Here is a 12,049-nt window from a genome sequence, read left to right as displayed (position 1 = left end):
GTTCGTGTCCGTCCGTGCCGGCGGACGGGGAGGGGCGGCGGGCGCGTGATGCGGCCTGATCGCCGGTCAGGCCCTAGCCCCAGCAGTTCTTCAGGCCGAACCCGGTGTCCTTGGACGGGACGCCGGTCTGCGTCTTGTCGGTGATCAGGGTGACGCCGGTGTCGGTGTAACCGGATGCCTTCTTGCCGTCCTTGGCGTACTTGACGACGGCGTCGACACCCTCGGCGGCCATCTTCAGCGGGTACTGCTGAGAGGTGGCGGCGATCTTGCCGTCCTTGACCGCCCGGGTCCCGGTGCAGCCGCCGTCGACGGAGACGATCAGGACGTCCTTCTCCCGGCCCTTGGCCTTGAGCGCGGTGTAGGCGCCCAGGGCGGCGGGCTCGTTGATGGTGTAGACGAGGTTGATGCCGGGGTCCTTCTGGAGGCAGTTCTCCATGGCGGTCTGGCCCTTGGCCTGGTCGCCACCCGTGTCCTGGGAGCAGACGATCGACTTGTCCTTGGCGCCGATGCCGAAGCCCTTGAGGAAGCCATTGTGCCGCTGGACGCCGACCGAGACACCGGGGGCGAGGTCGAGGGTGGCTATCTTCGGGGTCTTGCCCTTCATGGCGGACTTGGCGTATTCGCCGATCAGCTCGCCGGCGTGGAGGTTGTCGGTGGCGAAGAGGGCGTCGGCAGCGCTCTGCGGATCGGTCGGGGTGTCCAGGGCGATGACCAGGACGCCCTTGGCGCGGGCCTTCTCGATCGCCGGGACGATGGCCTTGGAGTCGCTCGGGGTCAGCAGAATGCCCTTCACGCCGGAGGCGACCATGTTCTCGATGGCCGTGACCTGTCCGGCGTTGTCGCCGTCGAACTTGCCCGCAGCGGTGAGGAGTTGGGCGCCGTGCTCCTTCGCGGACTTCTCCGCGCCCTCCTTCATCTTCACGAAGAACGGGTTGGTGTCGGTCTTGGTGATCAGGCCGACCTTGACCTTGCCTGAACCGTCACCGGCGGAAGCGGACCCGGAGCCGGATCCGCAGGCCGTCAGCGTGAGGGCGGCGACTGCGGTGACGGCGACGGCTCCGAGAACGGATCGGGACATACCCGTGGTGCGAGACATATGCGTGCTGCGAGACATGGCGACTCCTGTGGGATGGCGAACGGCACGGGCCGGGTTCACGGTGCGGCTGCCCGAAGTGTCATCGTTGACTTATGTCATCGTTGACACTGCCTGGCGAGGATGATGGACTCCCGATCCCGGCAACGTCAATGCCTTCCGCCCGTCACAAATCGGCAACGCTCATCGGTCGTCGACCCCCTGCTCGTGATCGTCGAGCCCGCGGAGCCGAGCGACGGCTGCGCCGTGATGTGCCTTCCTTGCCCGTACGTTCCGAGAGAAGAGCAGCCCATGACTCCACGTCAGATCACCGTCCTGGGAGAGTGCGTCGCCGACGCCTTCACCGAGCCGGCGCAGGCCGCGAACGAGCTCGTGCTGCGCGTGCAGCCAGGCGGCGGACCCGCGAACACGGCGGTGGCGCTGGCCCGGCTCGGCACCTCGGCCCGACTCCTGGCGCGTCTGTCCGGCGATGTGTTCGGCCGGCTGTTCCGGGATCACCTGGACGCGTCTGGCGTGGATCTGACGTACGCCGTCGAGGCCGGCGAGCCCAGCACGCTGGCCATAGCGGAACTGGACGCCCAGGGGCAGGCCGCGTACTCCTTCCACGCGCAGAACACTGCCGACTGGCAGTGGACGGCAAGGGAGTTGGCGCGGGTGGACCTGTCCGGGACCGCCTGCGTGCACACCGGCTCCCTGGCTCTGGTGCGGCAGCCTGGCGCGGCGGCCGTGGAGGAGTTCCTGGCGACCGCCGCCCCCGACACGACGATCAGCATCGACCCCAACGTCCGGCCATTGCTGGTGCGGCCCGAGGTCTACCGCGCCCGATTGGCGCACTGGTGCGACCTTGCCGACGTGCTGCGCCTGAGCGAGGACGACTTGGAGCTCCTGCTGCCCGACGCCTCGCCCGAGAAGGCGTGCGACATCTGGCACGCGGCCGGCGCACGGCTCGTGGTGATCACGCGCGGCGCGGGCGGCGTCCTGGCCTCGCTCGACGGCGAACGATTCCGGGTGCCCGCCGTGCCGGCGGTCGTCGCCGACACGGTCGGCGCGGGGGACTCCTTCACTGCCGGGCTGCTGCACCACCTCGCCTCCGTCGGACTCCTCGGCGGCCGGTTGTCGAAGCTCCGTCTCGACGACGTGGCGGACGCCTGTCGGTTCGCCACCCGTGTCGCGGCTCTGACCTGCTCGGTTCCCGGCCCGAACCCGCCGTGGCGGAGTCAGGTGGAGCAGCTCGCCACGCGGTAGCGCGCCTGACGGGCGGTTTGTCGTTCAACGGGACGTTGCGCCAGAGCCGTTGACGCGGTGACCGGATTGCGCTCATCATCAGCTCGCCACGATGTCATCGATGACACAAGTCATCGATGACATTCTCTCCTTCCCGCGCCGTGGACGACGGCCCGGGCGAGGAGCCCCTTCCGATCAGTCCGCGCCAGGCCCAGCTGACCTGTTGCGCGGACGGCCGCAGCGCAGGAGACCTCATGAGCCCTGTACGTGTAGTCCGGCATGCCCACAGGCGGCTGATCGCGGCGACGGTGACCGTCTGCGCCCTCTCCGCCGCCCCGCTGGCGCCTCACGCCGCAGCGTCCGACACGCCCCCGTACACCGAGACCTACCGGCCCCAGTTCCACTTCACCCCGCAGAAGAACTGGATGAACGACCCCAACGGCCTCCTGTACTACAAGGGCGAGTACCACCTCTTCTACCAGTACAACCCCAACGGCAACTCCTGGGGCGACATGTCTTGGGGGCACGCCGTCAGCACGGACCTCGTGCACTGGAAGCAGCTTCCGCTCGCGCTGTCGCACGACGACAAGGAGATGGTGTTCTCCGGCAGCGCGGTCGTCGACCGGGACAACACCACCGGGTTCGGCACGAAGCAGAACCCGCCCATGGTGGCGATCTACACCAGCCTCGACAAGGCCACCGGCATACAGGCGCAGGCGCTCGCCTACAGCACCGACCGGGGCCGCACCTGGACCAAGTACCGGGGTAATCCCGTCCTGGACATCGGCTCCAAGGAGTTCCGCGACCCCAAGGTCCAGTGGTACGCGCCGACGAAGAGCTGGCTGATGACGGTTTCGCTCTCCACCGAGCACAAGGTGCGGTTCTACTCGTCCAAGAACCTCAAGGACTGGAACCTGCTCAGCGAGTTCGGTCCGGCCGGTGCGACGGGAGGTGTGTGGGAGTGCCCCGACCTGTTCCCCCTCCCGGTCGACGGGGACAAGAAGAGAACCAAGTGGGTGCTGGTCGTCAACCTCAACCCCGGTGGGATCGCCGGGGGTTCGGGAGCCCAGTACTTCGTGGGCGACTTCGACGGCAAGAAGTTCACAGCCGAGGACACCGGCTCGTACACCCCGCCTCCCGGCACCGTCCGGCAGGACTTCGAAGGCACCGGCTTCGGTACGTGGACGGCCAGTGGCACCGCGTTCGGTGACGGCCCCGCGGCAGGCGCCGTGGACGGACAGAGCGCGGTCACCGGCTTTGACGGCGCGGGCCTCACCAACAGTTTCCACGGCGGTGACCGCACCACTGGCATCCTCACGTCGCCCCAATTCACCGTCGACAGCGCCTACTTGAACTTCAAGGTCGGCGGCGGACGGCACCCGCACCGGGACGGAACAGTCCTGGAACAGGGAGACCCGCCCACGGGCACGGTCCTCGCCGACTTCGAGGGCGGCAGCTACGGCGACTGGACGACGACCGGCGACGCCTTCGGCCCGGCACCGGCCACCGGCACCCTCCCGGGCCAACAGGAGGTCTCCGGATACCTGGGCGGCGGCCTGGTCAACACCTTCCGCGACGGCGACTCCACCACCGGCACGCTGACCTCGCCGGAGTTCACCCTCGACAAGGACTACGTCAACTTCCTTGTCGGCGGCGGCAATCACCCGGCCGGCTCCGAGAACCCCACCGCCGTAGAACTTCTTGTGGACGGCCAGGTGGTGCGCAGCGCGACCGGCAAGGACACCGAGGCACTCAACTGGGCTTCCTGGGATGTCAAAGACCTCGACGGCAAGAAGGTGCAGATCAGAATCGTCGACGACAACACCGGCGGCTGGGGCCACCTCAACATCGACAACATCGTGCTGTCCGATACGAAGGCTCAGCCCGTCTCCCAGGAGACCTCCGTCAACCTGATCGTCGACGGCAAGGTGGTCCGCACCGCCACCGGTTCCGACACCGAGACACTCGACTGGGCCTCCTTCGACCTCCGTCCCTACGCGGGGAAGCAGGCGCAGATCCAGATCGTCGACATGAACACCGCGGGCATGGGCCACATCCTGGCCGACCAGTTCACTGCCGCTGCCGAGCCCGCCAAGTCCATCTTGCAGCGGGCGAATTGGGCCGACTACGGCAAGGACTACTACGCGGCCGTGTCCTGGGAGAACGTGCCGGGCGACAAGCGCTACATGATCGGCTGGATGAATGACTGGGAGTACGGCGGCGCCATCCCCACCTCTCCCTGGCGGAGCGCGCAGAGCGTTCCCCGGCAGATGGCTCTGCGCACCGTCGACGGCCGGATTCGGCTGACCAGCGAGCCGGTCGACAGCCTCAAGGCCCTGCGGCAGAAGACCGCGGTGACGGCAACCGGTGTCACAGTCAAGGACACCTCACAGCCCCTGGGCGGCTCGGCGGCCACAGGGAAGGCGCTCGACATCGAGGCGACGTTCTCCCTCAAGGACGCCGACCACTTCGGCCTGAAGGTGCGTACCGGTGCCGGGGGCGAGGAGACCGTCATCGGATACGACACCACCACACAGGAGCTGTACGTCGACCGCACCCACTCCGGCGCTGTGGACTTCAGCGACGACTTCCCCGGCGTACAGCGGGCACCCCTGAAGGCGAAGGACGGCAAGGTGAAGCTGAGGGTCCTGGTCGACTGGTCGTCCGTCGAGGTCTTCGGCGGCGGCGGCGAGGCAGCCATCACCGACCAGATCTTCCCGAACCCGGACAGCCAGGGAGTCCAGGTCTTCGCCGAAAACGGTTCGGTGACTCTGGACCAGGCCCGCGTCTGGCACCTGAACTCCTACCGCGACTGACCCGACCCCGACCACACACAGGACACGCCACCATGAACAAGACTCTGCTCGCCGAATTCACCGCACGCGAGGGCACGGAGGCCGACGTCGCCCGCTTGATCCTGGAGTACGCCAAAGAGGTGCGCGAGGAAGACGGCAACCTCGCCTTCGAGGTCTACACCAAGGCGTCCCAGCCCCGCGCCTACTGGATCTTCGAGGCGTACCGGGACGAGGCGGCCTTCCAAGCACACCTCAAGGCCCCCTACGGCGGCCCGCTCAACGCCGCGCTCGCCCCGCTGATCGAGGAAGATGCCTCGGTGCTGACCTTCCTCGACCCGGTGACCTGACGCCGGAGGAGGCGTGGCGGGCGCGACGTCGACGCCGGGGTCAGACCGCCATGCCTCCCATCTTCCAGACCGACAAGGACGTGACGGTGCTGCCCTCGCCGAAGAGCTGCAGGCCGAGGGAGTCCGTGCGGGACGGGTACGCCCGGGTGGTGATCGAGCGGTGCGTGTTCGCGTACGCCTCGATGATCGAGCGGTCGACGAACACGTCCAGGCTCAGTTTGCTGTCGATTGAGGGCGAGTTGACCCTTCTGGATGCCGAGGTCCGGCACGGCGCTGGAGACGTTGCCGGACCGGGTCCGGTCCACTCCCAGCTCCTTGGCGGCTGTGTCGTAGAAGAGGCGGGTGCGTTCCTCGTCGCCTGGGCCGCACAGTACGTCGAGGCCGAGCGTGCCCGCGCTGCCCGCCTCCATCGTCAGCTTGATGTGGAGGAGGTCGCCCGTGACCGAGGCAAGGGTGGCGTGCGCGGCGGAGACGGAGGTCGCACTGTCAATGGTCACGAGAGCCGCGCCGTCGTGGAGGTTCGCGACCTCGGATACGGCAGCGCCCGCTTGATCGCCGCGCTGTGCGGGTCGAGGAACCAGGTCCCGAACCCGCCGTAGGAGAGCGTGATGGCCTGCAACAGCGCCAGTTCGCTCTTGCCGAAACCGGACTTGCCGAACGACGCACCGAACAGCACCTCGGCCTGGGGCAGGCACGCGAGGCGCGTGCGCCCGTCGGCCTCGGTGACCCGGCCCAGCGGCACCACGCCGGGCTGACCGGTCAAGGTGGGCAGCGTGCGCGGCGCCGGCGCGAGTGTGCCGCAGGTGCGCACCACGTTCTGCGCAGTGCAGTGGACGGTCGCCGGCCGCAGGAGCGCCGCCAACTCCTCCGAGGTCGCCCATTGTCGGCGCGTCGGAGCGAACTCGCCTGTGGCGTAGCGGCGATCGAAGGATCGACGCCTCCACCACACGCTGCTGTACGGACGCCACCCCGTACGCCGCGGCCCGACGGGCCGCCACCAGTTCTCCCCGGACCAGGCGTCCATGACGGCCATCACCTGGTGCAGGCGGGACTGCGCCCGAACTGGATGCGTGCCGGTCACCCGCACCAGCACCTGCACGGCGAAGACCTGCGCATCCGTGGCCGGCGGTAACTTGCCCACACCGTCGGCCAGGTCCTTCTGCCGCGGCAAAGGCTTTGAGTCGCTGGTCGAGGACAGCGGCTTGCCGCCGTTGAGCCCCACGACCAGCGTCGAAATCCACGACCCGCTGCGTCGGCCCGAGCCGAGCGTTTCGCCGTATGCGGACGGTCCTCGCTGCTCGGCGCGGTGGACCAGGCGGCGCCGCCACGCGGCCACCCGCCAGCTCGCCACCGGCACCACGTCATCCAGGTAACCCGCTCTTGGCGCGCGTAGCGAGGCACGGTCAAGGGGTGTACTGCCAGTACATCCCTGTGGCCGCGGGCGGGACGTACCGTCGAAGGCGTGGACAACCAAGCAGAGGTCCGTGAGTTCCTGACCTCGCGGCGGGCGAAGATCACCCCCGAGCAGGCGGGCCTGCCCTCGAGCAGCCGGCGCCGGGTGCCCGGCCTGCGCAGGAGCGAGGTCGCCGCGCTGGCCGACATGAGCGTGGAGTACTACTCCAAACTGGAGCGCGGCAACCTCGCCGGCGCCTCCCCGGCCGTCCTGGAAGCCCTCGCCCGCGCGCTGAAGCTCGACGACGCCGAACGCGCCCACCTGCTGAACCTCGCCCACGCGGCGGACGGCTCCGACGCACTCACCCGCCCCCGGCGGCGCACCCCGCAGTGGAAGGCGCACCGCAGCTTGCAATGGGTCCTGGACGCTGTCACCGCAGGCCCGGCCTTCGTGCGCAACGGCCGCATGGACCTGCTCGCCACCAACCAGATCGCCCGCGCCTTCTACGACGACGTTTACGCCGCGCCCCACAACCAGGCCAACCTGGCCCGGTTCAACTTCCTCGACCCGGCCTCCCGGCGCTTCTACCCCGACTGGGACCAGGCAGCCGACGTCGCCGTGTCGATCCTGCGCACCGAAGCCGGCCGCAACCCTCACGACAAGGGCCTGCACGACCTCGTCGGCGAGCTCTCCACCCGCAGCGACGACTTCCGCACCCGCTGGGGCGCCCACAACGTCCGCCACCACGGCACCGGCACCAAGCGCTTCCACCACCACGCCGTCGGTGACCTCACGCTCGCCTACGAAGGACTCGAAATGGCCGCCGAACCCGGCCTCACCCTCACCATCTACACCGCCGAACCCGGCTCACTCAACGAAGAGGGCCTGCGACTGCTCGCCTCGTGGGCTGCCACCCGCGAAGACAGCGCGCATACCCAGCAGCCACAAACGCGCTGACAGCGGCCTCACTCCACGGGAACTCTGGATGCCCTACTCGGGGTCCCCGGGCGCTGTGTGTTCTGGCAGGGGCAGGGTTCGTGAAGTGTGTTGCCGCCCGCTGCGTGTCCCGGGCTATGACTTCGGGTCGTCGACCTTGAGCTTGTCTCCGGTGTTGGAGACGAAGACGACCAGGAGCTTGGCGGGCTTGGTCCGGCTGGTGTTCTCGGTGAGGACGTGGTGGGCGCCCGGCTGCTCGACCCAGTTCTCGCCCTGGTGGTAGGTGGTCACGGGCTTGCCGTCGAGCTTGCTGCGCACGGTGCCTTTGAGGACGTAGGCGTAGACGAACGCCTGGCCGTGCCGGTGCGGCAGCGCGCTTGCGTTGGGCGGGAAGTCGACGATCACCGAGGTGAACGTCTTGCCCTTCACATTCGGAAGGGCCTGCTGGAGCAGCGGCTTGAGGGTTTCGGTGGGGCGCGTCGATGGCATGGCCGCGGGCGATGCCACGGCCGCGGTTGGCCTCTTGGCGTGGGCGGGCTGGTTCGAGGTCGAGCAGGCCGTGGCCGTGGCCAGCGTAGCGACGGCCAGCAAGCCGCCGGCGATCCGCATTTCGATCATGATCGGTCTCCTGATTCAGTCTTCCGTGACGCGGATGATCGTCTTGCCTGGGGTGCGCTTGCCGGGGGCGAATGCGGCGGGTGCCTCGGCGAGCGGCCGCACCGCACCGACGACCGGCTTGAGCCGGCCGTCCCTCAGCCGCGTGGCGAGGTCGGCGAGCCGGGCGCGGTCGGGTTCGACGACGAAGAAGACCGCCCGCCCGTCCTTGGGCTGGACCTTGGGCGGCATTGCGATGGTGACGAGCGTGCCACCGGCCCGGATGAGGGCGGTCGAGCGGTCGAGGATGTCGCCGCCGATGACGTCGAACACGACGTCGGCCTCGCCGGCGTCCTCCAGCTTCTCGGTCTGCAGGTCGATGAAGGTGTCGACGCCGAGTGCGAGTGCCCTGTCCCGGTCGGAGGCCCGGCCGGTGCCGATGACGCGGGCGCCGGCCTCGCGGGCGAGCTGTACCGCGATCGAGCCGACGCCGCCCGCGGCACCATGGATCACGACGGTCTGGCCTGTGGTGAGGCGGCAGTGGTCGAACAGGCCCTGCCAGGCGGTCAGCCCGGAGATCGGCAGCGAGGCGGCCACGGTGTGGTCGATGTCCGCCGGCAGCGGGGCGAGGTTGCGGGCCTCCACCGCGGTGTACTCGGCGAGCGTGCCGTTGCGGGTCCAGTCGGTCAGGCCGAATACCCGCTGTCCGACGCTCAGGCCGGTGGTGCCGTACCCCAGCTCTACGACGACACCGGACAGCTCGTGCCCGGGCACGCTCGGCGTCCGGTCGCGGCCGGCGCGATCGGTCCATGTGGCGGGCCAGTCCAGCTCTCCGCGGGTGAAGCCAGCGGCGTGCACCCGCACGATGACGTCGTTCTCGGCCGCATGGGGGTAGGGCATGTCCGTCAGGGACATCCCGGCAAGACCGGCGTTACGGTCTTGCACAGTGATGGCTTGCATACAGGTCCTTACTGGGGAGGGGCGACCCGAGCGCGCAGCCCGCTCGCGCGCAGCGCTCGTCGCGGCTGCAGGTGGATGTATACCGTTCTGCATGATCGATCTCACCTGCTCGCGCGGACTTCTTCGTCGCCCTTTGCGTTCTCATCAGGGAGACGAGGGAGGCCCTGCGGGTGTGACAGCTCAGACGCGCACGAGTTTGTCGGGATTGAGGACCCTGCGGTACGCGGTGATCAGACTGTCTGTGATCTGGACCGTGTCGACGGAGTAGACCCGGCTTTCCCGGTGGAACACGAGGGCGAGCTCGCCGCCGACCTCGGCGAAGTCGATGCGGTCCGGGTGCCACTGGCGCCCCGTATGCACCATGACCTCGGCGATGCGCTCGCCGCCGTGGATGAACTTGCGTGCCGATGCCGTACGGCGCGCGCACCCGCTCCTCGCACACCTCTCGGAGCGTGTGATCCGTGGCCCGGCGCACCACCTCGCCGGTGAGCGCGCCGATCACCAGGGCGTGGTAGCCGTTCTAGTCAGCGGCGGGGTGGATGCGGGCCAGAAGGAGGGCGATGTCGTCGTCCATCGGTCCGTCCGGGGCCAAGGTGTCGACGACCGATGTGCATAGGTCGTCCAGACTGGAATTGGGGCCGGCGAGAGCGGTGCGCAGCCGCTGCAGTCCCCGGTCGACGTCGTGCTCCGTCTCGATCAGACCGTCGGTGTACAGCCCCATCACGCTGCTGTCCGGTAGCTTCACCTCGGTCGATTCGAAGGAGCCCAATCCCACCCCGATGGGTGCACCTGGAGGTACTTCGGCGAAGTCGACCGATCCGTCCGGGAAGATGATCGCGGGTGGGGGATGGCCGGCACTGGACATGGTGCATCGCTGCGATTTCGGGTCGTACACACAGTAGAGGCAGGTGGCTGCAAAAGCCGATGGTGTGGAGGTGCCGTCGTCGAAACGGTCACGGGCGATGTCGACGGCGAGTTCATCCATGAGATGTAGCAATTCGGCGGGCGGCAATTCCAACTTGCTGAGCGCACGGGTCGTGGCGCGGAGGTGTCCCATGGTCACGGCCGCGTTGATGCCGTGACCGACAACATCTCCCACGACCAAGGCCACTCGGCCATCAGACAGTTGGATGACGTCGAACCAGTCGCCGCCGACGCCGGCGTGCGTGTCTGCGGGCAGGTAGCGGGTGGCCACCTCGACTGTGCTGCCGCCTGACAAGTGGTGCGGCACCAGGGCGCGTTGTATCGCAAGCGCGGCAGTTCGCTCTCGCGTGTATCGCAGGGCGTTGTCGATGATCAGTGCGGCCCGGGCCGCGAGTTCCTCGGCAAGAGCAAGGTCTGCCTTGCTGAACGGAACCGGGTTCTGGCTGCGCACGAAGACGGCGATGCCGAGTGTTGCACCGCGGGCCTGCAGGGGGACGATTATGAGGGAATGCATTCCGGTCTGGCGAATGACCCGGGCCCGATCCGGGTCGTTGTCGAGCCAAGCGCCGGGGGAGGTGTCGAGTACAGGCTCGAAGTAGGACCTACGATTTTTGAGCACGGTGGTGAAAGGGGATGCTGGCGGAACGTAGACCGGCGTTCCGCGCGCCCAGAGAGACTCGCGAAGGTCGTCGTGGATGGAAGCGGCGCCGGCGCGGTAGAAGCCAGGGATTCTCGTATCGGTGGACTTGAGGCGTCTCAACGGCTCCTTGTCCAGCGGCACGGCCTCGACGAGGTCGATCGTGACGTAGTCGGCGAGGTTCGGTACCGCTGTCTCCGCCAGCCTCTGGCTGGTGACCAACGGGTCCAAATCTGCGCCAATGCGGCTTTTCGCTTCGTTGAGCAGGCGAAGTCCTCCGACTTCCTGCCCGGTGCTGGCCTGCACAGCCACAGAACAGACGCCCAGTGGTCGACCGTCCGGTCCATCGAGACGGATCAAGGCAACACAGTAGTAACGGTCGGGGGCGCGAGCCTCGGTCGGCCACAGTTCGTACCCGAGGAGCGGCACCCCGTTGTGCAATACGCGCGCCATAGCGCGTTCCAGAATCTCTGGGTGACGAGCGCGGACCACATCGGTGACATAGCCGCCCAGCTCCGGCTCGGAGCTGTAGATGTCCTGATTGCGAACGCTGTCGTTGAACCAGACACAGCGCAATTCCCGGTCCCAGATGACCAGACTGATCGGCGAGTGGTGAAAGAACGCATCCGACGCTGCCGGATCCAGGCCTGGCCGGCCAAATGTGTTCGGCCCCCATACGAGCCAACCCGCGCCGCCGTCAGTGTCCAGAGGAGTAATCCGAAGATCCGCAGCTGACTCATGGCCGTCGCAGTGGCGGATCCGCACCCGCCCTGACCAGGGGCTGCCGGCAAAGATACGGGGAATTTCCGGGGCGCCCGAAACCAGCAGGCCCTTGGCGGGACTATGGAGCGCTTGGTCAGCCGAATAGCCCCATAGGCGCTCGGCGGCCCCGGTCCACACGGAGACCGTCATGTCGGCACTGAGCACTGCCAGGACGTCACCCGGTTGCACGGCCCACTCTCCAGCTGCGGAGCTCGTAGAACCATCACTGGACATACTGCAACTATGCCGCGCATGTGCCGGCCCCTCCACGGCAGGGGCCACTGCTCGATGACCGCAACGTCAGTGCCCGCCGAATTTCTCCGGGACGAAGCCGTCGAATACGCCGACCGGATCCGGCAAGCCGGCGGCGAAACCGAGCTGCGC

Annotated in this window: 10 protein-coding genes and 1 pseudogene; 4 read left to right on the top strand and 7 right to left on the bottom strand. The window is 68.1% G+C overall.

The genetic code is table 11. The annotated features are described in order from the left end of the window. Positions 1-73 precede the first annotated feature (73 nt). Positions 74-1,096 (bottom strand): sugar ABC transporter substrate-binding protein, encoded by a 1,023-nt coding sequence (locus tag OG574_RS50070; protein WP_326779461.1) that lies wholly within the window; start codon positions 1,094-1,096, stop codon positions 74-76. A 288-nt stretch (positions 1,097-1,384) separates the two neighbouring features. Between OG574_RS50070 and OG574_RS50065 the strand changes: the two genes are divergently transcribed. The 3 genes from OG574_RS50065 to OG574_RS50055 all read left to right on the top strand — a co-directional run bounded on the left by OG574_RS50065 (position 1,385) and on the right by OG574_RS50055 (position 5,459). Further along, entirely contained in the window at positions 1,385-2,338 is a 954-nt protein-coding gene (locus tag OG574_RS50065) for a carbohydrate kinase family protein (protein WP_326779036.1), read from the top strand. 233 nt (positions 2,339-2,571) lie between these two features. Next, on the top strand, positions 2,572-5,133 hold the full coding sequence (locus tag OG574_RS50060) for a GH32 C-terminal domain-containing protein (RefSeq protein ID WP_326779035.1): 2,562 nt from the start codon (positions 2,572-2,574) through the stop codon (positions 5,131-5,133). A 32-nt stretch (positions 5,134-5,165) separates the two neighbouring features. Further along, on the top strand, positions 5,166-5,459 hold the full coding sequence (locus OG574_RS50055) for a putative quinol monooxygenase (protein WP_326779034.1): 294 nt from the start codon (positions 5,166-5,168) through the stop codon (positions 5,457-5,459). 40 nt (positions 5,460-5,499) lie between these two features. On the opposite strand, the pseudogene OG574_RS52985 reads toward OG574_RS50055, so the two are convergent. Together OG574_RS52985 and OG574_RS50045 are read right to left on the bottom strand one after the other, a co-directional pair. Then, positions 5,500-5,956, bottom strand: a pseudogene (locus OG574_RS52985) (GH32 C-terminal domain-containing protein). Then, complete coding sequence (locus OG574_RS50045; protein WP_326779033.1) at positions 5,953-6,819, bottom strand: hypothetical protein; 867 nt, start codon at positions 6,817-6,819, stop codon at positions 5,953-5,955. The pseudogene OG574_RS52985 and the gene OG574_RS50045 overlap by 4 nt, the downstream one beginning before the upstream one ends. 102 nt (positions 6,820-6,921) lie before the next feature. Between OG574_RS50045 and OG574_RS50040 the strand changes: the two genes are divergently transcribed. Continuing rightward, entirely contained in the window at positions 6,922-7,809 is an 888-nt protein-coding gene (locus OG574_RS50040) for a helix-turn-helix transcriptional regulator (RefSeq protein ID WP_326779032.1), read from the top strand. Between the two features lie 114 nt (positions 7,810-7,923). On the opposite strand, the gene OG574_RS50035 is transcribed toward OG574_RS50040, so the two are convergent. From OG574_RS50035 to OG574_RS50020, 4 genes are all read right to left on the bottom strand, one after another. Then, complete coding sequence (locus OG574_RS50035) at positions 7,924-8,406, bottom strand: cupin domain-containing protein (RefSeq protein WP_326779031.1); 483 nt, start codon at positions 8,404-8,406, stop codon at positions 7,924-7,926. Positions 8,407-8,421: 15 nt separating this feature from the next. Next, a complete protein-coding gene (locus OG574_RS50030; protein ID WP_326779030.1) occupies positions 8,422-9,342 on the bottom strand; it encodes an NADP-dependent oxidoreductase in 921 nt (306 codons plus the stop codon). 180 nt (positions 9,343-9,522) lie between these two features. Next, on the bottom strand, positions 9,523-9,705 hold the full coding sequence (locus OG574_RS50025; protein ID WP_326779029.1) for a hypothetical protein: 183 nt from the start codon (positions 9,703-9,705) through the stop codon (positions 9,523-9,525). Between the two features lie 157 nt (positions 9,706-9,862). Next, a complete protein-coding gene (locus OG574_RS50020) occupies positions 9,863-11,815 on the bottom strand; it encodes a SpoIIE family protein phosphatase (RefSeq protein ID WP_326779028.1) in 1,953 nt (650 codons plus the stop codon). Positions 11,816-12,049: the final 234 nt, after the last annotated feature.

The sequence above is a fragment of the Streptomyces sp. NBC_01445 genome, from assembly GCF_035918235.1.
Taxonomy (GTDB): Bacteria; Actinomycetota; Actinomycetes; order Streptomycetales; family Streptomycetaceae; genus Streptomyces.
This window is presented reverse-complemented; position numbering and strand designations above follow the sequence as displayed.